The sequence below is a fragment of the Cardiobacterium sp. Marseille-Q4385 genome (assembly GCF_916618745.1).
Taxonomy (GTDB): Bacteria; Pseudomonadota; Gammaproteobacteria; order Cardiobacteriales; family Cardiobacteriaceae; genus Cardiobacterium.
Genome location: NZ_OU745373.1, coordinates 2,167,044 through 2,189,397, shown reverse-complemented (window position 1 = coordinate 2,189,397; position 22,354 = coordinate 2,167,044). Strand labels below are relative to the sequence as shown.

Below are 22,354 nucleotides of genomic sequence, written 5' to 3'. Positions count from 1 at the left end.
TGTCTCAGCCTCTGCTGTAAACTATCGGCATGAACAGAAAAACCTACCCAAGCGATATCAGTCGCGAGCAATTTGCGCCTCTCCTCCCCCTGCTGGAAAGTGCCCGTAAACGCACAGCGCCACGTCAGGTGGACTTGTACGATGTCTTTTGTGCCATTCTCTACCTGCAACGCACTGGCTGCTCCTGGCGCGCTTTGCCGGGCGATTTCCCCAAATGGCGCACCGTGCATTCCTACTTCCAGAGATGGACTGAGCCACGCGAGAGTGGCATCAGCATCCTTGAGGAAGCATTAAAAAAATCAGGTAGTTGCGGAGCGCCGCAAGCAGGGGCATCATGAAGCAACCACTTTCCTGATTATTGATGCGCAGAGTGTGAAGAACACGGATACCGCCATGGAAAAAGGCTACGATGCGGGCAAGAAGGTTAGCGGTATCAAGCGGCATATAGCGGTTGACACGCAGGGTTTGCCGCATGCGCTTGCGGTAACGACGGCGGATGTTACGGATAGAAAAGGCTGCCTGCTAGCATTGGAACGTGGGCGGGATAATCTTGGGGCGGTACAAAAAATCCTTGCTGACGGTGGTTACACGGGTAAGGCATTTGCTTCGTCAGTACAGGAGTTGATTGGTGCGGAGGTAGAGATTGCCAAACGAAACGAATTACACCGCTTTGCGGTATTGCCAAAGCGATGGGTAGTCGAGCGCAGTTTTTCCTGGTTGGAAAAGAACAGACGGCTTTGGAAAAACTGCGAGCGTAAGTTGAGTACCAGTCTGCAAATGGTAGCTTTGGCTTTCTTGGGAGTCCTGCTACGAAGACTATGAACACGCTCTTACCGTCAATCTCCCAATCCAGTACCCTAACAGGCCGACGATAAACAATCCATGAAGTCCGCTCATCTTCATCATCTTTAATAGAATAAACTCCACCAATAATCTGAACTAAAGCAATAAATTCAGCACCATTCTTTATGGCAACAATATCATTTACTTGCATTCTTTCACAAAAATCACCAATCTGATTTCTCTTTTCATCCCAGTCACCTAAACCTATAAATTTCCGATTTTGGATAATCCAAGGTACATTCTTATCCAATTCAGGTGCATTACCAGGAAACATTTGCATATGCCAATAATTCATCATTTTCTCCATATCGCCTGTTAATAAATAAGCGCTCAATGCGCAGGATAATTTTACAAAATTATTCTTAAAATAATGAATAAAATAGTTGTTAAAAAACGTTGTGTCCTTTTTGTAGCTTAGAGTTAGTCAAGAGGAATAGCGTCACAAATCCACCATCGACGCCCATTATGCAACCCTACAGCCGTAGGCAATTCATCATAGATACAATTTACTTTTGCCAGAAACGAGGTGTTATGGTGCTGTATGACGCTATTAGCAGGCGGGTTTCGTGCTTATCCTGCTTGGTGAGAGTAACTAACGTGCCTAAAGCCATACCCGCTTGATGAGCGCCAGCAGGTTGTCGCGCATGATAGCGCGGATATCCGCATCGCTGTAACCGCGTTGGGCGAGGCCATCGCGGATGTCATCAAGCGCAGCGGGGCTGATGTATTTGCCGCTCAGACCTTTTTTCGGGTCGTAACCCGCGCTCGGCGGCCACCAGTACTGGCGGTTCACCTCGGCAGGAATGTCCGGTACACCGTCATCGTAGCAGTAATCCAGACCGATAGCGGTGTGTGCCACGCCGACGAGTTGGGCGACGTAGTCGATGTGCGGGATGAGCGAAGCGGGTTTGAGCTCAAGATCGCCGATGAAGCTGCCGACACCGTTCAGGGCGATGAGGCCGCCCGTGGCCGCCACGGCACGAATGGCGCGATCGGTGATATTGCGCCCATGCGGCACGAGGGCGCGCGGGTTGGCGTGGCTGTACAGCACGGGGCGGTCGCCGCTGTAAGCGCAGATGTCGAGCGCGGTCTGTTCGTTACTGTGGCTGAGATCCATAAGGATACCGGCGGCATGGATGGCGTCCACGATACGCTCGCCCAGCGGGGTCAGGCCGCCTTCGTCGTGAGCACCACCAGCGACGCTGTTGCTGCGGTTGTAGGCGAGGTGGATTTGCCGCACACCGAGGCGGTGGTAGAGCGCGACCATGTCCGGGGTTTCCAAAAGCGGCAACGCGCCTTCAAGGTCGAAGCTGAGGGCAAGTTTGCCGCTCGCGGTGATGCGTTCGATGTCGGCGGCAGTGTCGGCAAGTTCGAGCCAATCCGCTTCGGCTATCTGGCGACGGTAACCGGCGATGGTGGTCATGATTTGCGTGAGCGGATTCATATCCATGCCGACGTTGACGGAGAGGTAGCGCACGCCGGCGTCGTAGTGCAGGCGCAGCTGGTTGATGTCGGTGTCGCCGTGCAGCGGCAGGCAACTGTGAGCGTCGGCGTACCAGTAGTGATTCATATGGGGCTCCAGGATTGGGTTCAGCGGCGATATTGCCATGTTTTCGGGCGGGCTGCCGGAATGTATAGTTGAATAGATAAAAAAGCGTAACAAGGCGCGTCGCCGCAGACAGTACAGGTAGTACGGCAAGGCGACGCAACGCCGTTACGATTTTTTAGATGTTTAACTATATTTTGCGGCTAACCGTGCATCAGCCCGATCATTCAATCACTGTTCAGCCGCCTTGCATCGCAAGACTGCACACTATGTGAACAGGCGGTACAGGCCATAGGCGATTAGCAGGAAAAATAGGGTGAGGAATGCGGCAAAAAACAGGTTTCCCCACGTTGACAATGGCGGTTGTTGGTCCGTCGCGCAGCGGTATCCCAAGCCCAGCATGACGATCAGCGAGAGGTAGAAGTAGCAGGCGGGAGCGGAGAAGGTTTTTCCCGGGTTCCCGAGATAGTAGAGGGTCGCGATAATCAGATTGAGGGCAGCACAACCTGCCAGCCCATTGTTTCTCTCTTGCTCGCGTAACTCAACGTCAAGAAAGTATTTTTCCAGTTCTTCGCTGACCGCCTGCCAGCGACGTTCGTTTTCCGCCAGTTCGCGCAGGAAGGCTTCGGTTTTTTCTTCCTGCAAACGTGCGTCCTCGTATTGTTGCCATTTGTAGGCGTCTTTGATGGCGCGGCGGCGGCGCCGTTCTGCCTGGCGCGGGGTAAGGGGCCTCATTTACAGCCACTCGCGCGGTTTGAGGTAATCGGCGAGACGGGCTTCGGCACTGCCGGCTGCCGGCTGGTAGTCGTAAGCGAAGCGCACCAGCGGCGGCAGGCTCATCAGGATGGATTCGGTGCGGCCGCCGCTTTGCAGGCCGAAGTGGGTGCCCCGGTCGTAGAGCAAGTTGAATTCGACGTAGCGGCCGCGCCGGTAGAGCTGGAAGGCGCGTTCGCCCTCGCCGTAAGCGGTGTCTTTGCGCTTCTCGACGATGGGCAGGTAAGCGGCAAGCCAGCTTTCGCCAACGGCACGGGTGAAGGCAGCGCCTGCTGCAAAGTCGGCGGGCTGGTAGTCGTCATAGAAAAGACCGCCGATGCCGCGCGTTTCACCGCGATGCGGCAGGTAGAAGTAGCGGTCGCACCAGGCTTTGTAGCGCGGGTAGAGATCGGCACCGAAGGGGGCGCAGGCATCATGGGCGGTGCGGTGCCAGGCGCGGCAGTCGTCATCAAACGGGTAATACGGGGTGAGGTCGATGCCGCCACCGAACCACCAAGCGCGGACGCGCTCGCCGTCATGTGCGGTGAAAAGGCGGATGTTGGCGTGGCTGGTCGGGACGTAGGGGTTGCGCGGGTGGATGACCAGCGACAGGCCGTGCGCGGTGTAGGCGCAATCTGCGAGTTCGGGGCGTTTTTCCGTCGCCGCCGCCGGCAGTTTTTCGCCGGCGATGTGCGAGACATTGACGCCGCCCTGCTCGAAGACGGCGCCATCTTGCAGCACCATCGTCAGCCCGTGCCCGCGCAGGCGGGATTCGTCGCGCTGCCAGGCATCGCGGCGGAAGGGGCTGCCGTCTGTCGCGGTCAGGGCGGTGGTGATGCGTTGTTGCAGGTCGTCAAGGTAGGCAGCGAAGGCGCTGATGTCGGCGTTGCTGGGGTTCATGGTTGCTCCGGGGTCTGATGGCAATGGCGGATGTCGGCCTTTACCAGGGCGTAGCCGGGGCTGCGCAGGCTGACGCAGCGGCTATCGCGTTCGTAGAGGTAGTGTCTGTCGAGGTAACGGCGGTATTGGATAACCTGCGGCACACAGGTCTCACCAGCAGGGCAGACAGGGAAGGCAGCGATCTGCGCGGCGGTGAGACTGTCGATGGCGTGATAAATGCGCCAGGCGAAGGCGAAAGTCAGCAGGTAGAGCAGCAGGCTCAGGAGCGGGTAATGCAGCCAGGCTTTGCGAAACGGCGCGCGGCGGTAACGGATGACGAGGGTGAGACCGTAGAGGACGAAGTAAACGGGGCTGGCGATAAGCAGGGTGCTGAGGTAGAACTCGCCGCCGATAATCGCGGCGATGAGCGTGGCGGTAGCGACGGCAAAGTGAAGGATGAAGGTTTTGTGCGACATGAGCGGGACCGGTGGAGACAGAGCCGAATTATAGTGGCATTACTGCCATCGACGCAGACACCGCTTGGGTATCGCCCGGCGGCGGGGTTTCCATAGGGTCGTTTCAAACAGGCTCACCAACGCCGCATCAGTTCCATTCGGAACGACTATACTTGCCGCCTTGTTTTTCAGGGATTTTCTGCATGTTGATTGAGGGTTATGACTCGGAGGATTTGGCCGCCACCTTGCTGCGCCAGCTCAAGAATCTGGCGCATGGCAACCAGGTGGATGCGCAGGAGGTGCAAGAGGTGGCGCATGAGGCCGAGGCGTTCACCGTCGAGCTGAACGTGGTGTGGCGTTTCAGCGGTGATGTCGAGGAGCGGCGCATTGCCGGTGGCGAAATGGCCGCGCGGCATTGCGGTGAGGACATGGAGGCTTTCGAGCGGGAAACGGCGGCGCTGCTGCACCAGGCGCAGACGGGCACTGCGCTGCGCCAACCGTTTATCAATAGCCTCAGCGAGGCGGGGCGGCAGGGGCTGGCGCAGTCGTTGCAGGAAACCGTCTTTCACCGCTTCGCGCCGCTTTCCGTGCGGGAAGACTGCCCGCTGTGTCAGGGCAAGGGACGGACGACCTGCCGCCGTTGCGGCGGTATCGGTCGCCAAACCTGCACCACCTGCGGCGGTGCCGGGCAGCACAGCGAGCAGGTGCCGGAATACCGTGACGGGCAATACAGCGGTAGCCGCACGGTGCAGCACGTCTGCGAGACATGCAGCGGCAGCGGCCAGATGACTTGTGCCGATTGCGTTGGCGCAGGTGCGGTGCGCTGCGAGCACTGCGGCGGACATGGTTTTTTCATGCTGACGCGCGACATCGCGGCGCGGGCGGCGCCGGAATACACCATCGGCACCACAACCCGCTTCGCGCATGATGTGCTGGATGCGCTGCTCATGCAGGAAGGGCCGGATTTTTGCCGCCAGAAAATCCCGCTTGACCTCACCAGCCATTGTCCGAACGGCGTCAGCAGCCACCTCTTTGCCTATTCGGGCAGAAGCATCGCGCTGCGCCTTGATTTCACCCTGAACCGCGCCCTGATGAAGGGCAACACCTACACCTGCTACGCCTTCGCCAACCCGCCCCATCCCTATGTGCGCCCCGCCTTTTTCGACGACCTCTTTGCCCTGGAACTGGACTGGCTGGCGGATGCTGTGCCGCTGACGGGCATCGTCAAGCGCAGCAAAGCCGTCGCCTTCTTCTACCGCCACGCCGGACAGCCGGTGCTGGACAGCGTCCTGCGCGACATGGCGAGAACGCCGGATCATTCCGCCGCCGCGCTGGCCGCCGCCATGAAAAAAGCCTGCCAGGGCTTCATCAGCACGGAAATGGCCGAAGAACTGGCGTCCTACCTGAACCGCATTCTCGATAAAGTTTCGCCGACCCATGCCGCCGGAGTCTGGTGGCTGTTTGCCGCGCCTACCCTGCTTTACGCGACCCTGTACGCGGAAGCGCAGATGGAAACCCACTTCGCCGACCGGCCCTTCTTTGCCGTATTCGATACCGCCGTGCGCGTTGTCTTGATGGTGGTCATACCGCTCGGCATCGCCTGGCTGAGCAGCACGCTGCTCACCCTGTATCGGCGCAGCAAAGTGCCTCGCGAATACTGGCAGGAGTTGCGCAACGGCATCATCATGCGCCGCCTGCTGCGCACGGCGCGCAATCTGGGCATCGCTGCCGCGCTCTATGGCGCGCTGGCAGCGCATGATCTCGTGCCGCGTACGGATAGCGTGTGGCTGAACAACATCCGCCGCACCATGAGTGAAGACATCTGCCCCTACATGCCGACGCGGATCTGCGAAAACCTGTTCCGCCTGCCGCCGGAACCGCCGCCACAGCCGGAAACGGTACCGGAACCGGCAACGACAGAGACGGCAGCGGAAGTGACGGTGCGGCCGCAGGCGGCGACAACACAAGCGACCGTTATGGACGAGCGGGAAAAAGCACGACGGATTCAGCAATTCCTCGCCCGCCAGGGCTACCAGCTCACCGTGGACGGGCACTTTGGCGCGCAATCACGCCGCGCGGCGGACGATTATTTGCGCCACGGTAGCGATATCACCCTGGATGCCACTGCAACCATCGAGGATTACTACCGGGCGGTATTCGGCCTGCCGCCGCTGGAGACGGAAGCAGGGGGAGATTGACGGCGGGCGCAGGACGCTTGTCCTGCCTAGGCCCTACGCATCCGCTTGTGCTCGCAATAAGAACAAAAAAAAGCGACCGTGGTGAATCGGTCGCCGGATAACGCAGGCGGATTCAGAAGAAATTGCGCAGATCAACTTCGCGGTCAAACACCGCCCGCTCAAAGAAATCGGCAAAGGTAGCGGCGAGCAAGCGGGCGCTATCGTTCGTCGCGATTTCCCATACGCCGTGGTTTTCAGGATGGAAGAAAAGGATGCCGTCGCCGTCTGTGGCATGACCGAAGGCAAACGCGGTTTTGCTGCGCAGGTGTTTGGCCTGCTGCCGTTGCACCCAGTACTCCTGATAGAGGGGTGTGCGGATAACGGGCTGTTTTTCTTCGAGGGTGCGCAGCGACCACAGGCAGTAGGTCCGGATGTCTTTCTGCGGGCGTTTGCGCTCGCGGAAGGTGTAGTAGGCGTCAACGGCCGGGTCACGCGTCGCCATATAGGCGCGATAGCTGTCGGGCAGGTCGTAGGTGTCGAGGTTCATCAGGATGCCTTGTTATTTGAGCTTGGGATAGGGAATGCGGTGCTCGTCGAGCTTTTTCTTGAGGGTGTTGCGCGTGATACCGAGGATTTTCGCCGCCTGGCTCTGATTGTGCTCGCAGCGCAGCATGATATGGCTGATCACGGCGTGTTCGGCTTCGTGAATGATGAGGTGGTAGAGACCGCTGGCTTCGCGCGGGTGTTCGTCTTCTTCGAGCATGGCGTAATACTGCTCAATGCTGTGCTCGATGGCAGCACGGATAGTGGTTGCTTTCATGGGGAGGGGGTAAGGGGCGGCATGGGGCGCGCAGTATATAACCAATCCCGGAAAATAATCTGACGGTGTTGGTGCATCTTGCCAGCTGGATTTCCGGAATGGCTATCCAGCGCTTGCTATATCGCGGCGCTATTGAGGACAGCGTGTTGAGCGGCGAGATCGGCGGCGTGATTGATAGCGTCGCGCAGCGCGGCATAGGCAGGATGATCCCGCAGGTAGGCGTGCAGGTGTTTGCGCGCGATGCGTGTCGCTTGCGCGCCGTAGTGCTGGTGCAGGTCGTGCAGATGGGTGCGGATTTGCGCATTTTTGTCGGCAGCGGGCGTAGGGATGCCGTTCACCGCCGCTTGGCAACGGGCGAAGAGCCACGGATCGCCGAGGGCGGCGCGACCGATCATGAGACCGTCGAAGCCGTAGCGGTCGATAAGGGTTTTCGCTTGCGCGGCATCGCGGATGTCGCCGTTAGCGATGATGGGCAGGCGGGTACGATTTTTTAGGGCGGCGATGGCGGCATGGTCGGCGGTGCCGTTGTATTTCTGCGCGCGGCTGCGGCCATGCACGGCAAGGGCGGCGACGCCGTTATCTTCCGCGATGGCGGCGAGTTCAAACAGGGTCGGCTGGTCATCGTGGTAGCCGAGGCGGGTTTTGACGGTGATGGGGATGGATACGGCGCGGCTGACGGCAGCAAGGATTTTCGCGACTTGGCCGAGATCAGCGAGCAACGCCGAGCCTGCCTGCTGGCGGGCGACGGTTTTCGCCGGGCAGCCGAGGTTGATATCGATGATGTCCGCGCCTTTGGCCTGCATGAGGAGCGCCGCTTCCGCCATCAGTGCCGGGTCGCCGCCGACAAGCTGGACGATTTTTGGGTAGTGCGGGTCGGGATCGAATTGCAGGCGGTTTTGCGCAAGGTCGGTGTGCAGCAGGTCAGGCTTGGCGCTGACCATTTCGGCGGTGCTGTAATCGGCGCCGTTCGCCTGGCAGAGGCGGCGAAAAGGCAGGTCGCTGACGCCGGCCATCGGCGCAAGGAGGATGACGGGGCAGGGGTAGCTGAAGCGGCCAAGGCTGAGCATTTATTTGCGCTGGAGTTCGAGCAGTATCCAGCCGTCGCGTTCGTCGGCACGGCGGATGTGGTAGGCGTCGGCGTAAGCGGCGTGGATGCGTTCTTCCTGGCGTTCGAGCAGACCGGCAAAGATGAGGCGGCTTGCGGCATGCAGGTGTTTTTCGAATTGCGGGCGCAGGGCGCACAGCGGTTCGAGGAGGATGTTGGCGATGATGAGGTCCACTTGTGGCGCATCATCCGGATTGGCACAGAGGGTGATGCGCGCGGCGACGTTGTTTTTTTCGGCATTGTCGTGGCTGGCGGTGAGCGCCTGCGGATCGATGTCGGTCTGCCAGATGTGCGTTGCACCCAGCAGGGCGGCGGCGATGCCGAGGATGCCGCTGCCGCAGCCGTAGTCGTAGGCGGTTTTGCCGTGCAGGTCGTGATGCACCAGCCAGTTGAGGCACATGGCGGTGGAGGGATGGGTACCGGTGCCGAAGGCAAGGCCGGGATCAAGACGCAACACGGTGGCATCCGCTTCGGGGATGGTGTGTTCGGTCGCGGCCACCCAAAAGCCGTTGCCAAAGGGGATAGGCTGGAAGTGGTCAAGCCAGGCGCGCACCCAGTCGTTGTCGTGCAGGAGGTGTTCAGCGATGGGGTAGTCGTCGCCGAGAGCGGCGCGCAGGACGGTGAGGATGGCGTCACGGTCGCTGTCTAGTGGATAAAGGCCGGTCACACGCGTGGTCTGCCACAGCGGGGTGGTGCCGATAGGGGGTTCGAAGATTTCTTCGTCGTCGGAGGCGGTGTAGGTAACGGCAATGGCGCCACTTGCTTCCAGCGCGGCTTCGAGCTGCTCAGCTTCGGCGTCGCTATGGGCGGTAAGGGTGAGTTCAAGCCAGGTTTGGTGGGGCATGGGATTTTCCTTAGAGTTATGGGACAGTATCTTCGTCGATAAGTTGTCCGTCGGGTGCGTAGCGCTGCCAGCGGGTAATTTTGCCATCTTGATAGTAGAGACGAGTGCGGACACCGGTGGTTGCGATATAACCATCCGACCAGCCTTGCGGGATACCATTGACTAACGGGGTGTGCGATTGCAGTGTGCCGTCGGCTTCGTACACATCGGCGTAGTTATCCATGATGCCGTTACGGATAACGGTTTTCATGTAGCGGCCATAGCTGGTGTGAATAGTCTGTTCGCCTTCGCCAAGCTTCAGATCTTTGTCATGCCATACCGGTACGGCAGGTTTGTTTTTTATAGCAGCATTGACCGCCGATTTTGGCGGTAAGAGTGCTGCCCAATCGGCGGGGGTTTTGGCTTGCCGGGCTTTTTGTTGCATTTCCTGTTGCTGTTTTTCAGCCTGCCGGATGTCACGGGTCATTTGGGCGTTGGCGTACATGCCTTCGTAGGTATCAAGAACAGTATCCAGATTCTCGCAGGCAGTGAGACTGAACAGGGCAAGTATGGTCAGGATAGTTTTCATGGTGCAGATGTGTTTTGCCCCCGCAAGCGGGGGCAGTGCTGTGTGCTGTCAGGCGAGGCCGAGTTTGTGTTCGAGGTAGTGGATGTCCATGCCGCCGTGGTTGACGGTGGGGTCGTCCAGCAAATCCTGATGCAGTTCGATGTTGGTGTTGATGCCTTCGATGACGAGTTCACGCAGCGCCATTTTGGCGCGGGCGATGGCGGTTTCGCGCGTGTCGCCCCAGGTGATGAGTTTGCCGATCATGGAATCGTAGTGCGGCGGCACGGTGTAGCCGTCGTAGAGGTGGGATTCGACGCGTACGCCAAGTCCGCCCGGTGCGTGAAATTCGCTGACTTTACCCGGCGAGGGGATGAAGGTTTTGGCGTTTTCGGCGTTGATGCGGCATTCGATGGCGTGCCCCCGGATGTGGATGTCGTCCTGAGTGTAGGCAAGCGGCAATCCGGCGGCGATGCGGATTTGTTCACGCACGATGTCCACGCTGGTGATCATTTCGGTGACGGGGTGTTCGACCTGGACGCGGGTGTTCATTTCGATGAAGTAGAACTCGCCGTCCTGGTAGAGGAATTCGAAGGTGCCGGCGCCGTGGTAACCGATGCGTTTGCAGGCTTCGACGCAGATGCCGCCAATTTTGGCGCGTTGTTCGGGGGTGATGCCGGGAGCGGGCGCTTCTTCCATGACTTTCTGGTGGCGGCGTTGCAGGGAGCAGTCGCGTTCGCCGAGATGGATAGCGTTGCCGTGTTTGTCAGAGAGCACCTGGATTTCGATGTGGCGCGGGGTTTCAAGGAATTTTTCCATGTACACCATGTCGTTGCCAAAGGCCTGACGCGCTTCGGTTTTGGTGAGGCGTACGGCATCAACGACTTCGTCGGCGTTTTTGACGACGCGCATGCCGCGTCCGCCACCACCGCCCGCCGCCTTGATGATGACGGGGTAGCCGATGCGTTCGGCGGTCGCGCGGATCTCGTCCGGATCAGTGCTAAGCGGGCCGTCCGAGCCGGGCACGCAGGGGATTCCGGCGGCTTTCATCGCTTTGATGGCTTCGACTTTGTCGCCCATCATGCGGATGGTTTCTGCGCGCGGCCCGATGAAGGTGAAGCCGGATTGTTCGACGCGCTCGGCGAAGTCGGCATTTTCCGAGAGGAAGCCGTAGCCGGGGTGGATGGCGTCGGCATTCGTCACTTCGGCGGCGGCGATAATGGCGGGCATGTTGAGGTAGCTTTCGGACGAGGGCGCCGGACCGATACACACGGATTCGTCGGCGAGGACGACGTGCTTCAGGTCGGCATCGGCCTTGGAATGCACGGCGACGGTTTCGATGCCCATTTCGCGGCAGGCGCGCAGGATACGCAGCGCGATCTCCCCACGGTTGGCAATCAGCACTTTCTGGAACATGGCGGTTTCCCCCGGGGCTTATTTGACGACGAAGAGGGGTTCGTCGTATTCGACCGGCTGTCCGTTCTCGACGAGGATTTCCACGACTTTACCGCCGAAGTCGGCTTCGATGCGGTTGAACATTTTCATGGCTTCGATGATGCAGACGGTGTCGCCCGCCTTGATGTCGTCGCCGAGTTTGATGAAGGGGTCGGCATCGGGCGCGGGGGCGTTGTAGAAGGTGCCGACCATCGGTGAGCGGATGAGTTTGCCATCCGGTGCAGGCTTGCCGGCAGGGGCGGCCTCGGCAGCAGGCGCAGGGGTCGCGGCGGGCGCTTGCGGCGCGGCCGGATAGGGCATGGGGTAAGGCGCAGGCGGCGGTATCATCGGCGGCATTTGCCCGTAGCGGTTGATACGCACGGATTCTTCACCTTCGGTGATTTCGAGTTCGGCAATGCCGCTCGCTTCGAGCATTTCGATGAGTTTTTTGATTTTGCGGATGTCCATGGGTCAGGTCTCTTGTTTGGGTTGGGTTAGGTAGTGGTGGGCGGCGGTGAGCGCCAGTTCGTAACCGGTCGCGCCGAGGCCGCTGATGACGCCGAGGGCGAGGTCGCTGAAATAGGAATGTTGGCGAAAAGCTTCGCGGCGGTAGATGTTCGAAAGATGCACTTCAATGAAGGGGATGGCAACAGCAGCCAGTGCGTCGCGTATGGCGACGCTGGTGTGGGTATAGGCGGCGGGGTTGATGATGATGAAATCGACTTCGTGTTTACCCGCTTCGTGGATAAGGTCGATAAGGGTGCCTTCATGATTGTGCTGGATGTGTTCGAGCTGGTGGCCGAGGTCTTGCGCCATGCCTTTCAGACGGAGTTCGATGTCTTCCAAGGTGTTATTGCCGTAGTGTTTTGGCTCGCGGCTGCCGAGCAGGTTCAGGTTGGGGCCGTTAATGACAAATATTAGCGCCATAGGGTGTTGGGTTCTCAGGGTGGGATGGTCGCGGTATCGCCTGCGAAAAGGGGGCTTTGGGTTAGGCCGCAGGCGTCGCTTGAAAGGCGGGCATTATAGCGGCTTCATCGGGAAAGCCGTACTGTTTTGACGGCTCGCTTAAGCACCGTAGCAGGCAGTTTCTGTTGCTGTGGTGACAGTTGCAAACGTAGGCCGATCAGCTGTTTTCAGGTACAAGCGGTAATGACGGTTGCCACGGTTTGCAACAGTGTGAGCAGCAGCAGTCGCTTGCATAGACGCGCGGCACCACGGCAGCGCTCTGCCAACGGAACATGGGGACGGGTACGACGCAGACCCAGGTCGGCAAGCGCAGTATCAAAGGCGGAAATGTCATCAGCGTTTTCATTCATCCAGCGGCGAAAGACGGCAACATCGAAGGCAATACGCCAATGCAGCCATAGCGCTGCCAAGGTCAGCAGTGCCCACACGATTAGCGTCAGCATGCTATCCGCACGCCAGCCGTTTAGTGCGGCCAGGAGCAGATTGAACGGTAGCAGGCGGCGCGTCGCATCCAGCAGCGCCGTCGTGGTGTACAGCAGGTCATTCATTGGCATCTTCCAGCGCTTGTACGACGGCTATGCGGGTTTCCTCCGGCAGACGGGCGAGTGGACGGACACGGCGAATGTGGCGCAAGGCGCTGTCCACATCGTTTTCCCCGCCGTAGCGCACCAGCCAAACAAGGGCAGCAGCGACACTACGACCATAGCCGAGGGCGCAGCAGATCAGGACGGGGTCAGGTTGCGCGTTGAGGAAGGCTTCGATGGCCGTAGCGGCACGGTTGAGGGCGGCGGGGTCAGGCGCAGTCATGTCCAGCATGGGTTCGCTGTGATAATGGGTAGGGCGGTGGCGCGGACTGCATTCGGCGCAGGTATCCACCACGGCATGGTATTGATCGGCGGCGAGGATGCTGCCGAGGTGCAGGCGTGGGGTGAGGGCGGCGGTGTCACGTGCATGGCCGCGTAACCAGGCGTACTGGTTGAGGCGGTAAGCGAGATGTAGGGGCGTGAGTAGCAGGCGGGCGGCGAGTGTCGGACGCCCGTCCGCCCGTTTTTGCCAAATGGCGGCACCGAGGCGCGCGTGTCCGGCGGCAAGGATAATGCAGGAGGTCGCAGGCCAGAGTAGCCACAGCCAGGCACCGCCCCAACGCGCCGGCAGGGCGATGAGGATAGCGAGGGCGAGATAAAGCAGGGCAAAGCGGCGACGGCGCGGGGTCATGGGCTCGTGCGCCCGTAGCGGTGAGGTACCCTGCCACGGCAGTGCCCAGAGAATGAGGGCACCGGCGAGCAGCGCGGTTGGGATGTCAATGAAGTGATGCTGGTAGGTAGTGAGCACCGAGGCGCCGATGAGCAGGCACCAGGCAAACCACAGCGGGCGCAAGCACGGCGGCAGTTTCGGCCAGTAGAAGCGGCCAACAATAAGGGTGAGGATGATGTGCAGCGAGGGCATTTCGTTGTAAGCCTGATCGAAAGCGGCAAGCGAGCGGAAAAGCGCGGCAAAGAGGCCATCGCCGATGTCTTTCGCCCAGCTGATTTGCAACGGAAAAAGCAGAAAACCGCTGATAGCGATGGCTTGTGCGGCGAGCAGTTGTGCAATGTAGCGGTGTTGTTCGCGCGTGCTCGCGCAGAGGAAGAAACCGAGGCCGTAGAAGAGGTTGAGCGACCAGTAGGGGATGATGGTCCACGACAGGAAGGGGATGTGGTGTTCCCAGGCGTAGGCAATTTCGGGGACGTTGGCGCGGCTCGCGGTGTAATGGTTGGTGAGGCCGTAGCTGAGGTAGAAGATAGCAGCGACGGCAGCGAGTTTGAGCAGGGTGGGAATGAAGGCGGGTTTGTTCACGGGATGTCGTCTTTTACGATAGCGCACTCAAATTTAGGGGCTGTACTAGATTAGCCCTAAATTTCACACCAATCACGCAGCGTTTTTAGCTGTTGGGACGGCGTACCGAAGTTAAACCGAAATTCACATTCTTTCAAGAACAGCGGGAAAGATCTGCGGTCAATGCCGTTGTATTTGCGCAGTACACGCTTCGCTTGGTTCCAAAAATTTTCAATGCCGTTGATATGATTCTGGCGATCGGCAAACGCTTTGCAATGGTCGATGCGGTGATGGATAAAACCGCTCACATCCAGTTTGTCATAACTGCTCAGGCTGTCTGTATAAACAATACTGTCAGGCATAATTTTCTTCTTGATAACAGGTAGTAAGCTCTCAGATTTGGCATTATCTACCACAACTGTATAGACCCGTCCGTTGCGTTTCAGAATGCCGAAGACAACAACCTTTCCTGCCGCACCGCGACCACGTCTGCCCTTGCGACGTCCGCCGAAATAGCTTTCGTCCAATTCGACAGAACCATCGAAAACTTCATCGGCAGCCAAGGTCAAACGATGGCTGATGACCATACGGATTTTGCGGTAGAACAGGGCTGCCGAATTGGGATGGATACCCAAAGGGGCTGTACTAGATTAGCCCTAAATTGCACACCAATCCCGCAGGATTCTAAACTGCGGGGACGGTGTACCGAAGTTAAACCGAAATTCGTATTCTTTCAAAAACAGCGGGAAAGATTTGCGGTCAATGCCGTTGTATTTGCGCAGTACACGCTTCGCTTGGTTCCAAAAATTTTCAATGCCGTTGATATGATTCTGGCGCTTGGCAAACGCTTTACAATGGTTGATGCGGTGATGGATAAAACCGCTCACATCCAGTTTGTCATAACTGCTCAGGCTGTCTGTATAAACAATACTATCAGGCATAATTTTCTTCTTGATAACAGGTAGTAAGTTTTAAGATTTGGCATTATCTACCACAACTGTATAGACCCGTCCGTTGCGTTTCAGAATGCCGAAGACAACAACCTTTCCTGCCGCACCGCGACCACGCCTGCCCTTGCGACGTCCGCCGAAATAGCTTTCGTCCAATTCGACAGAACCATCAAAAACTTCATCGGCAGCCAAGGTCAAACGATGGCTGATGACTATACGGATTTTGCGGTAGAACAGGACTGCCGAATTGGGATGGATACCCAAAATATCAGCGGCGGAACGTGAGTAACTTCTAGCACAAAAAACGGAGTAGTTCTTTCTGTACTTTTTCCTTTAATTTGCAGTGTGTTATCTTCATATTTCGAGGGTAACATATCTGCTAATCTAGTACAGCCCCTACCCAAAATATCGGCGGCGGAACGTGCAGTAACTTCTAGCACAAAAAAACGGAGTAGTTCTTTCTGTACTTTTTTCTTTAATTTGCAGTGTGTTATCTTCATCTTTGGAGGGTAACATATCTGCTAATCTAGTACAGCCCCCAAATTTTTGCGAAGGAAACCTGATAGGCGGTATAGTTAAACATCTAAAAAATCGTAACGGCGTTGCACCGCCTTGCCGTACTATCTGTACTGTCTACGGCGGCGCGCCTTGTTACGCTTTTTTATCTATTCAACTATAAGTGTCGCCTGATGGGCTTTGCGGATGACACGGCCACCCTCCCTCTTGTCTTGAGCACGAATGGTATGGAAACGCAGCATAAGGTTGATGCAGAACAAAGCCTGCGGGTTGCCGCAGATTCTTTATTCATTTTTCGCCGTTTATTCGTGAAAAACGCTTCCTTACGGAAGCGTCTTGTGGGTAAGCGCTGGTTTGGTCATCCGGGTTTGCAACTATTTGGCGAGATCTTCGTTGTAAACGCCGTAGAGGATAAGGCTGTGGTCTTCGAGTTCGTAGCCGTATTCACGTGCGACTTCTTTGAGGCGTTCGGCAATGGCTTTGTCATAGAATTCAACGACTTTACCGGTTTTCACACAGATGAGGTGATTGTGATGGTCGCCGTTGTCGATTTCAAAGACGCTGTGGTTGCCTTCAAAGTTGTGCCGCTTGAGGATGCCCGCCTGTTCGAATTGGGTGAGAACGCGGTACACGGTGGCGAGGCCGATGTCTTCATCCGCTTTGAGCAGGATTTTATACACGTCTTCCGCGCTGAGGTGGCGATCGTTGTCCGTAGTCTCGCGTTCCATGATTTCAAGGATTTTCATCCTCGGCCCGGTCACTTTCAGTCCGGCTTTTTTTATTTGAGAACTCATGTCGTTTTCGTCTCCGTGTAATGTTGTCATGTTCTTTTATTTGGGGATTGCCTCTCGGCAGCTTTGCCGGTAGATGATCGGGTTTTGTTATTTTTTGTGTGATTAGAGGTGAAGGGGGAAAGCGGTTGTCCCGCTTTCCCGAAATACTCAGGCTTCGATGTGCGAACGCAGTTGGTGCATGGCCTGTTGTTCGATTTGCCGAATGCGCTCTGCCGAGACTTTGTATTCATCGGCAAGGGTTTGCAGGGTCGCTTTGTTGTCTTCGTTCAGCCAGCGGGCCTGGACGATGGCGCGGCTGCGGTCATCCAGTGATTGCAGGCCTCTGGCAAGTTTGCGCTGCATCAGGTTGTCGTGTTCGGCGTTTTCCGCGCTTTCTGCCGGGTCCACACTGCTGTCCGCCAGCCATTGTGAGGGGCTGAAGTGGTCGTTGTCTTCGTCGTCATCGCCAAGTTCGAAAGCGATATCCTGGCCGTGGATGCGGCTTTCCATTTCGAAGACGTCTTTGGTGCTGACGTTGAGTTCGTCGGCGATCACGCGCGCTTCTTCTTCGTTGAGCCAGCCGATGCTTTTTTTCATGCTGCGCAGGTTGAAGAAGAGTTTGCGCTGCGCTTTGGTGGTGGCGATTTTGACCATACGCCAGTTGCGGATGACGTATTCGTGGATTTCGCTTTTGATCCAGTGCACGGCGAAGGATACGAGGCGCACACCGCGTTGCGGCTCGAAGCGTTTGACGGCTTTCATCAGACCGATGTTGCCTTCCTGGATGAGGTCGCCGAGCGGCAGGCCGTAGCCGGTAAAGCCGCGTGCGATATGGACGACGAATTTGAGGTGGTGGACGATGAGGGTTTGCGCGGCGTTGATATCGTTGGTTTCTTGCAGGGCAATGGCCAAGCGGCGTTCTTCGTCGGCATCCAGAGCCGGAATTTGCCGGACTTTGGCGATGTATTGGTCGATGTCGGTGCTGGGGGTTAACCAGTTTTGGTGGCTGAGGGTTAGTGCTGTTGTCGTCATTATGTCAAGGCTCCTATATTTGATTTTTCTGTTCAATTTTACGTTTACGTTTTATTCTGCATATAGTAGTGCGCGCACAAATTCGTTTGCATTAAAGGGTCGTAAGTCTTCCGGCTGCTCGCCAACGCCAATGTAGCGGATGGGAATGCCCAGTTTTTCGCTGATGGCAAAGAGGATGCCGCCTTTGGCTGTGCCATCGAGTTTGGTGACGGTAATGCTGTCGAGTTGCATGGCTTTATGGAATTGTTCGGCCTGGCGCAAGGCGTTCTGGCCATTGCCGGCATCAATAATGAGCATGGTTTCGTGCGGGGCATCGGGGTTGAGTTTGCCGATGACGCGTTTGATTTTTTGCAGTTCGGCCATGAGATGGTCCTGGGTATGCAAGCGACCGGCGGTGTCAATAATAAGGACATCCACGCCGCGAGCGGTCGCGGATTGCAGGGCGTCGTAGGCGACAGATGCGGCATCGGCGCCTGTGCCTTGGGCGATGACAGGGACGTTGTGGCGCGCCCCCCAGGTTTGTAGTTGTTCGACAGCAGCGGCACGGAAGGTGTCGCCGGCGGCAAGCATGACTTTTTTGCCTTCTTGCTGGAAGTGGCGTGCCAGTTTGCCGATGGTGGTGGTTTTGCCGGCACCGTTAATGCCGGTCATGAGGATGACGTAGGGTTTGGCGCTGCTGGTATCAAGCGGCTGGGCAAAGGGGGCGAGCAGTTGCTGCATGTGATCGCGCACGGCGGCTTTGACGGCATCCACGTCTTTGAGTTCTTTGCGGTCGATTTGCTGGGTGACGGTGTCGATGATTTTGGTGGTGACTTCGATGCCGACGTCTGCAGTGAGCAGTTGCGCTTCGAGGTCGTCAATAAGGTCCTGGTCGAGTGTTTTTTTGCCGAGGAAAAGGTTGGCAAAGCCGTGCCGGGTTTTGGCGAGTCCCTGACGGATGCGGGCAAAGTAGCCCCCCTCGCTTTTCGGTTTTGCCTGCGGCTGGGGTGTGTTGTCGTGTTCGGTGGCGATTTCGCTTATTAGGTCTGCCGCAAACACCGTAGTTGTGTCGCTTGATGCGGTTTCAGCGGCAATGGCTGCAGGTGCTTCGTTGACGACAGGTACCGCCACCTCCTCGCTCGGTGTAGTTTCGTCAGTGTCGTTTGTGGGCGTTTCCTCTGCCGCAAACGCCGTAGTTGTGTCGCTTGACGCGGTTTCTGCGGTAACGGTTGTTGATTCTTCGCTGACGACAGACGCCGCCGTTGTCTCGCTTGGGCTATCGCTAGCGGGGCTTTCTTCGGGGGAGGGTGCGGGTTGTTCGGTGATGGCGGCGTTATTTTCTTGTTCTTGCGGAGTAGTGGTTTGGGCTTTATTTCGTTTCTTGAACCAGTTGAATACCATGTTGGCGATGTTCCGTGAGGGGTTGGGCGGGATGGCCGCACTGTTTGGGGTACGGCGAAAGGTCTTGCGGGCGGTGGTAAGATGCGTGTCTGCGCCTGCCGAAGGCGCGGGATTATAGCAGTGATTTGTGGTTCAAGCGGCGGTTTCCCGCTGTTATTGTGAGGTTTTTATGGTCAATCAGGTTAAGTCGCCAAGCGGTGAGATACCGCCTGCCATGCCGAAAGCGGCGCCGGTGTATCCGCATAGCCGCACGGCACGTCTGTTTTTGCTTGTCGCCGCGTTGAGCGGGTTTTTGTGGGTCTCGCTCGGCGCTATCGCCGGGCATGAGGTGTTCAGCGGGCTGCATGCGTCTTTTTTTGACAAGGCTCACCGTTATCAGATTGTGCACACGCTGGCGTTAATGCTGCTTGCGACTTTGCCTTTGCGTCTTCCGCTGTCGTTTTGCCGTGCCGCCGGTTTGTGCTGGTTGCTGGGTTTGTGCTGTTTTTGTGGCAGCTTGTATGTGATGGCGTTCTTGGGCACAGAAGAGGTACGTTATCTGGTGCCGGTAGGCGGGGTGGCATTTTTAGTGGGTTGGGCGATGCTGTTTATCGCCGCTTGCGTAGGAGAACGGTCATGACGGAAAAGCGAATTGTGGTGCTGACTGGAGCGGGGATTTCCGCCGAATCCGGGATTGCAACGTTCCGCGCCAGTGACGGTTTGTGGGAAAACCACCGCGTGGAAGATGTCGCCACGCCGGAAGGCTTCGCACGCAACCCCAAGCTGGTGCAGGATTTTTATAACGCCCGCCGCGCCCGCCTGCATGATGCCGATGTACAGCCGAATGCCGCCCATATCGCCCTGGCCCGTCTGCAACAGGCGCTGCCCGGCAAGGTGACGCTGATTACGCAGAATGTAGATGATCTCCATGAACGCGGCGGTGCCACGGAAGTGCTGCATATGCACGGCAGCCTGCTCAGTGTGCGCTGCCTCTACTGCGACAGTGTGCAGGATAACTGGCACGACGACTGCTCAACGGAAACACTCTGCCCGGTCTGCAAGCGTGCGCATGGGATGCGGCCGGATATCGTCTGGTTCGGCGAGATGCCTTATTACATGAATATTATTGAAAAGCGCCTCGCCAACTGCACCCACTTCGCCGCCATTGGCACATCGGGGCAGGTTTACCCGGCAGCCGGCTTCGTCGCCCTCGCGCGCGAGTGGGGGGCAGAGACATATGAAATCAACCTGGAACCCAGTCACGGCGCCAGTAAATTCCAGCATATATACAGTGGCAAGGCGACGGTCGAGGTCCCGCGCTGGGTGGAAAGCATGTTAAACTAACGTAGTCTTACTATCTCAAATACGAAACTTCCATGATGAAACGACTGCCCATCATTTTCTTTGCCATCCTGCTTTCTGCCTGTGTGCACAGCAACGCAGGCCAGACTGCCGCTGAGGCCGTCCCTGATTATGCCCCGGAACCGCTGATTATCAGCAATGAACATAAAAGAGCCTTCCGTCTCGGCACCAATCTGCTGGTCAACCACCACTACCGCAAACAAAAACTCTCTGCCATCGCCAGTGACGTCCACCTGGACTACCTGCAAGCGCTGGATCCGTCACACATTTATTTCCTACAAAGCGACATTGACGAATTCAAGCACTACGGCGACGCCCTGTTGCAGGCAAACAAAGGAGACCTGAGTGCGCTGCTTGCCATCTATCAGCGTTACAGCGAGCGGGCGAACGCGCTCAACCGCTGGTCGCTGGAGCGTCTGTCCCGCCCGTTTGACCTTGGCGGCGACAGCACTATCACCTATCCGGAAACCAAAGCCGGCAAAAAACAGCCGTGGCCGGCGGACGTTGCCGTCGCCCAGGCCGAGCAGGAAAAACGCATCGAAGACCAGCTGATCCGTCTGCGCATTTCCGGCAAAAGCGAAGAAAAAGCCCTGAAACTGCTGCGCGGCCGCTATACCGGTGCCCTGCGCCGCCTCAACCAGATCAGCATGAACGACGTCTTTGACATCTACATGAATGTCGTCAGCAACCGCTTCGACCCGCACAGCAACTACCTCTCGCCGCGCACCAACGAAGACTTCAATATCAATATGCGCCTCTCGCTGGAAGGCATCGGCGCCATCCTCTCGCTGGAAGAAGACCGCGTAACCATCCGCGAACTTGTGCCGGGCGGCCCCGCCTACAAAAGCGGCAAACTCAGCGTCAAAGACGAAATCATCGGCATCGCCCAAGGGCATGACGGCGAGTTTGTGGATGTGACCGGCTGGCGGCTTGATAAAGTCGTTGACCTTATCCGGGGCAAAAAAGGCACCCTCGTGCGCCTCCTGATTGACCCCGCCAACGCTGCCAAAGGCGTGCGCGAAATCACCCTCGAACGCGACGAAGTCAAACTCGAAGAACAAGCCGCGCAATCCACCATCGAAGAAGTCAGCGAAGACGGTATCACCCGCCGCATCGGCGTTATCAAACTGCCGTCCTTCTACATGGACTTCGAAGGTGCACAACAAGAAAAAAGCGACTACCGTAGCACCTCGCGCGACGTTGAGCGTCTGCTCAAAGAATTCCGCAACGCCAAAGTGGATGGCGTGGTCGTTGACCTGCGCGGTAACGGCGGCGGTTCGCTCTACGAAGCGGTAAAAACCGTCGGCCTTTTCATCGATAAAGGCCCCGTTGTCATCGTCTCCGATGCCAAAGGCGGTGTGCGCAACGAAAGTGACGACGACGCCGGCACTGCCTACGACGGCCCGCTTGCTGTCCTCATCGATCGCTACGCGGCCTCCGCCTCGGAAATCTTTGCCGCCGCCATCCAGGACTACGGACGCGGTCTCATCATCGGCAGCAACAGCTTCGGCAAAGGCACCGTGCAAACCATGGTTAACCTCAACGACTTCGTCGTCAACAACACCCCCAACCTCGGCGCGATGAAATTCACCATTTCCATGTTCCACCGCGTCAACGGCAGCAGCACCCAATTCCGGGGCGTATCGCCCGACATCCTTTTGCCTGCTCTCTTCTCGGCGGACGAAGTCGGCGAGCAAGCCGAAGAATACGCCTTGCCGTGGAAATCCATTGCAGCGGCAAAAATCAAACCGGCGGGCAGAATCTCTGACAGCACCCTCGGCACCCTGCGCCAACTGCACGAAACCCGTATGCTCGGCAAACCCGAACTGCGCCGTTACCAGGAATACATCGACAAAGTCCTCGAAAAAAACCGGCAGCGCACCTGGCCGCTCAACCTGGAAACCCGCAAAAACGAACACGCCGACTGGAAAAAATACCAAGACGACTACGAAGCGGCGCAGCGAAAAGCCATCCCCTCGCTGAATGCCGACAAAAAGACCCTGAAAGAAATCGAAGAACGCAACGCCGTCGTTGATGACGAAGACGAAAAAGAAAGTTTCGTCCCTGACGTTGCCCTGTTCGAAACCCTGCACATCTTCTTCGACTACCTGCAACTGCTGACCCCGCAACAAAACGCCGTCGCAGACGCCGCCTGACCCATCTCACCACAACCGGAGTCCC

Annotated in this window: 22 protein-coding genes and 2 pseudogenes; 5 read left to right on the top strand and 19 right to left on the bottom strand. The window is 57.6% G+C overall.

Annotated elements, in window-relative coordinates; translation table 11 throughout:
• Positions 1-29 precede the first annotated feature (29 nt).
• A protein-coding gene (locus tag LG374_RS10505; protein WP_225756001.1) for an IS5 family transposase occupies positions 30-822 on the top strand; the annotation gives its coding sequence in 2 pieces (ribosomal slippage) (positions 30-293 and positions 295-822; 792 coding nt in all).
• A gap of 622 nt (positions 823-1,444) precedes the next feature.
• Here LG374_RS10505 and LG374_RS10500 read toward each other — a convergent pair.
• From LG374_RS10500 to LG374_RS10485, 4 genes are all read right to left on the bottom strand, one after another.
• Entirely contained in the window at positions 1,445-2,413 is a 969-nt protein-coding gene (locus LG374_RS10500; RefSeq protein WP_225757645.1) for a dipeptidase, read from the bottom strand.
• A gap of 243 nt (positions 2,414-2,656) precedes the next feature.
• Complete coding sequence (locus LG374_RS10495; protein ID WP_225757644.1) at positions 2,657-3,124, bottom strand: hypothetical protein; 468 nt, start codon at positions 3,122-3,124, stop codon at positions 2,657-2,659.
• Positions 3,125-4,042 carry an oxygen-dependent coproporphyrinogen oxidase gene (gene hemF, locus LG374_RS10490; RefSeq protein WP_225757643.1) on the bottom strand — a complete coding sequence of 306 codons (918 nt, stop codon included), beginning with the start codon at positions 4,040-4,042 and terminating at the stop codon, positions 3,125-3,127.
• Positions 4,039-4,497 carry a hypothetical protein gene (locus LG374_RS10485; protein WP_225757642.1) on the bottom strand — a complete coding sequence of 153 codons (459 nt, stop codon included), beginning with the start codon at positions 4,495-4,497 and terminating at the stop codon, positions 4,039-4,041. Before LG374_RS10485 ends, hemF begins: the two co-directional genes overlap by 4 nt.
• A 182-nt stretch (positions 4,498-4,679) precedes the next feature.
• Between LG374_RS10485 and LG374_RS10480 the strand changes: the two genes are divergently transcribed.
• Positions 4,680-6,674 carry a hypothetical protein gene (locus LG374_RS10480; RefSeq protein ID WP_225757641.1) on the top strand — a complete coding sequence of 665 codons (1,995 nt, stop codon included), beginning with the start codon at positions 4,680-4,682 and terminating at the stop codon, positions 6,672-6,674.
• 112 nt (positions 6,675-6,786) lie between these two features.
• Here the strand turns inward: LG374_RS10480 and LG374_RS10475 are convergent, their stop codons facing one another.
• The 15 genes and pseudogenes from LG374_RS10475 to ftsY form a co-directional block, all read right to left on the bottom strand.
• Positions 6,787-7,200 carry an SMI1/KNR4 family protein gene (locus tag LG374_RS10475; protein WP_225757640.1) on the bottom strand — a complete coding sequence of 138 codons (414 nt, stop codon included), beginning with the start codon at positions 7,198-7,200 and terminating at the stop codon, positions 6,787-6,789.
• 12 nt (positions 7,201-7,212) lie between these two features.
• Entirely contained in the window at positions 7,213-7,473 is a 261-nt protein-coding gene (locus tag LG374_RS10470) for a helix-turn-helix domain-containing protein (protein WP_225757639.1), read from the bottom strand.
• A gap of 116 nt (positions 7,474-7,589) precedes the next feature.
• Positions 7,590-8,540: a tRNA dihydrouridine synthase DusB gene (gene dusB, locus LG374_RS10465; protein WP_225757638.1), complete on the bottom strand. Its 951-nt coding sequence runs from the start codon at positions 8,538-8,540 to the stop codon at positions 7,590-7,592.
• Positions 8,541-9,422, bottom strand: coding sequence for a 50S ribosomal protein L11 methyltransferase (gene prmA / locus LG374_RS10460; protein ID WP_225757637.1), 882 nt, complete (start codon positions 9,420-9,422; stop codon positions 8,541-8,543). It abuts the gene before it with no gap.
• A 16-nt stretch (positions 9,423-9,438) separates the two neighbouring features.
• Positions 9,439-9,990, bottom strand: coding sequence for a toxin-antitoxin system YwqK family antitoxin (locus LG374_RS10455; protein WP_225757636.1), 552 nt, complete (start codon positions 9,988-9,990; stop codon positions 9,439-9,441).
• 48 nt (positions 9,991-10,038) lie between these two features.
• Complete coding sequence (accC, locus tag LG374_RS10450; RefSeq protein WP_225757635.1) at positions 10,039-11,382, bottom strand: acetyl-CoA carboxylase biotin carboxylase subunit; 1,344 nt, start codon at positions 11,380-11,382, stop codon at positions 10,039-10,041.
• Between the two features lie 18 nt (positions 11,383-11,400).
• Positions 11,401-11,868: an acetyl-CoA carboxylase biotin carboxyl carrier protein gene (accB, locus tag LG374_RS10445; RefSeq protein ID WP_225757634.1), complete on the bottom strand. Its 468-nt coding sequence runs from the start codon at positions 11,866-11,868 to the stop codon at positions 11,401-11,403.
• Between the two features lie 3 nt (positions 11,869-11,871).
• Positions 11,872-12,327 carry a type II 3-dehydroquinate dehydratase gene (gene aroQ, locus LG374_RS10440; RefSeq protein ID WP_225757633.1) on the bottom strand — a complete coding sequence of 152 codons (456 nt, stop codon included), beginning with the start codon at positions 12,325-12,327 and terminating at the stop codon, positions 11,872-11,874.
• A gap of 206 nt (positions 12,328-12,533) precedes the next feature.
• Positions 12,534-12,914, bottom strand: a complete 381-nt coding sequence (locus LG374_RS10435) for a hypothetical protein (RefSeq protein WP_225757632.1) — start codon at positions 12,912-12,914, stop codon at positions 12,534-12,536.
• The gene (locus tag LG374_RS10430; protein ID WP_225757631.1) at positions 12,907-14,202 is read right to left on the bottom strand and encodes a phosphatase PAP2/dual specificity phosphatase family protein; all 1,296 of its coding nucleotides are present in this window, start codon (positions 14,200-14,202) and stop codon (positions 12,907-12,909) included. Before LG374_RS10430 ends, LG374_RS10435 begins: the two co-directional genes overlap by 8 nt.
• Positions 14,203-14,258: 56 nt before the next feature.
• Positions 14,259-14,816, bottom strand: a pseudogene (locus LG374_RS10425) (IS1595 family transposase); the annotation flags it as partial.
• A 21-nt stretch (positions 14,817-14,837) separates the two neighbouring features.
• Positions 14,838-15,505, bottom strand: a pseudogene (locus LG374_RS10420) (IS1595 family transposase).
• A gap of 516 nt (positions 15,506-16,021) precedes the next feature.
• Entirely contained in the window at positions 16,022-16,441 is a 420-nt protein-coding gene (gene fur / locus LG374_RS10410; RefSeq protein ID WP_255594514.1) for a ferric iron uptake transcriptional regulator, read from the bottom strand.
• Between the two features lie 147 nt (positions 16,442-16,588).
• A complete protein-coding gene (gene rpoH, locus LG374_RS10405) occupies positions 16,589-17,452 on the bottom strand; it encodes an RNA polymerase sigma factor RpoH (protein WP_225757629.1) in 864 nt (287 codons plus the stop codon).
• Between the two features lie 51 nt (positions 17,453-17,503).
• Complete coding sequence (gene ftsY / locus LG374_RS10400) at positions 17,504-18,832, bottom strand: signal recognition particle-docking protein FtsY (protein WP_225757628.1); 1,329 nt, start codon at positions 18,830-18,832, stop codon at positions 17,504-17,506.
• A gap of 169 nt (positions 18,833-19,001) precedes the next feature.
• Between ftsY and LG374_RS10395 the strand changes: the two genes are divergently transcribed.
• The 3 genes from LG374_RS10395 to LG374_RS10385 are packed head-to-tail and all read left to right on the top strand — an operon-like array spanning position 19,002 to position 22,329.
• On the top strand, positions 19,002-19,451 hold the full coding sequence (locus LG374_RS10395; protein WP_225757627.1) for a DUF423 domain-containing protein: 450 nt from the start codon (positions 19,002-19,004) through the stop codon (positions 19,449-19,451).
• Positions 19,448-20,155, top strand: a complete 708-nt coding sequence (gene cobB, locus LG374_RS10390) for a Sir2 family NAD+-dependent deacetylase (RefSeq protein WP_225757626.1) — start codon at positions 19,448-19,450, stop codon at positions 20,153-20,155. The genes LG374_RS10395 and cobB overlap by 4 nt, the downstream gene beginning before the upstream one ends.
• 32 nt (positions 20,156-20,187) lie before the next feature.
• A complete protein-coding gene (locus LG374_RS10385) occupies positions 20,188-22,329 on the top strand; it encodes a carboxy terminal-processing peptidase (protein WP_225757625.1) in 2,142 nt (713 codons plus the stop codon).
• Positions 22,330-22,354 lie beyond the last annotated feature (25 nt).

What these genes read in the sequence shown, in the direction of transcription:
- LG374_RS10480 (WP_225757641.1), top strand. Translation starts at nt 4,680, where the DNA reads ATGTTGATTGAGGGTTATGACTCGGAGGATTTGGCCGCCACCTTGCTG.
- LG374_RS10500 (WP_225757645.1), bottom strand. Translation starts at nt 2,413, where the DNA reads ATGAATCACTACTGGTACGCCGACGCTCACAGTTGCCTGCCGCTGCAC.
- prmA (WP_225757637.1), bottom strand. Translation starts at nt 9,422, where the DNA reads ATGCCCCACCAAACCTGGCTTGAACTCACCCTTACCGCCCATAGCGAC.
- LG374_RS10495 (WP_225757644.1), bottom strand. Translation starts at nt 3,124, where the DNA reads ATGAGGCCCCTTACCCCGCGCCAGGCAGAACGGCGCCGCCGCCGCGCC.
- LG374_RS10395 (WP_225757627.1), top strand. Translation starts at nt 19,002, where the DNA reads ATGGTCAATCAGGTTAAGTCGCCAAGCGGTGAGATACCGCCTGCCATG.
- LG374_RS10475 (WP_225757640.1), bottom strand. Translation starts at nt 7,200, where the DNA reads ATGAACCTCGACACCTACGACCTGCCCGACAGCTATCGCGCCTATATG.
- rpoH (WP_225757629.1), bottom strand. Translation starts at nt 17,452, where the DNA reads ATGACGACAACAGCACTAACCCTCAGCCACCAAAACTGGTTAACCCCC.
- aroQ (WP_225757633.1), bottom strand. Translation starts at nt 12,327, where the DNA reads ATGGCGCTAATATTTGTCATTAACGGCCCCAACCTGAACCTGCTCGGC.
- accB (WP_225757634.1), bottom strand. Translation starts at nt 11,868, where the DNA reads ATGGACATCCGCAAAATCAAAAAACTCATCGAAATGCTCGAAGCGAGC.
- hemF (WP_225757643.1), bottom strand. Translation starts at nt 4,042, where the DNA reads ATGAACCCCAGCAACGCCGACATCAGCGCCTTCGCTGCCTACCTTGAC.
- accC (WP_225757635.1), bottom strand. Translation starts at nt 11,382, where the DNA reads ATGTTCCAGAAAGTGCTGATTGCCAACCGTGGGGAGATCGCGCTGCGT.
- cobB (WP_225757626.1), top strand. Translation starts at nt 19,448, where the DNA reads ATGACGGAAAAGCGAATTGTGGTGCTGACTGGAGCGGGGATTTCCGCC.
- dusB (WP_225757638.1), bottom strand. Translation starts at nt 8,540, where the DNA reads ATGCTCAGCCTTGGCCGCTTCAGCTACCCCTGCCCCGTCATCCTCCTT.
- fur (WP_255594514.1), bottom strand. Translation starts at nt 16,441, where the DNA reads ATGAGTTCTCAAATAAAAAAAGCCGGACTGAAAGTGACCGGGCCGAGG.
- LG374_RS10435 (WP_225757632.1), bottom strand. Translation starts at nt 12,914, where the DNA reads ATGAATGACCTGCTGTACACCACGACGGCGCTGCTGGATGCGACGCGC.
- LG374_RS10385 (WP_225757625.1), top strand. Translation starts at nt 20,188, where the DNA reads ATGATGAAACGACTGCCCATCATTTTCTTTGCCATCCTGCTTTCTGCC.
- LG374_RS10485 (WP_225757642.1), bottom strand. Translation starts at nt 4,497, where the DNA reads ATGTCGCACAAAACCTTCATCCTTCACTTTGCCGTCGCTACCGCCACG.
- LG374_RS10470 (WP_225757639.1), bottom strand. Translation starts at nt 7,473, where the DNA reads ATGAAAGCAACCACTATCCGTGCTGCCATCGAGCACAGCATTGAGCAG.
- ftsY (WP_225757628.1), bottom strand. Translation starts at nt 18,832, where the DNA reads ATGGTATTCAACTGGTTCAAGAAACGAAATAAAGCCCAAACCACTACT.
- LG374_RS10455 (WP_225757636.1), bottom strand. Translation starts at nt 9,990, where the DNA reads ATGAAAACTATCCTGACCATACTTGCCCTGTTCAGTCTCACTGCCTGC.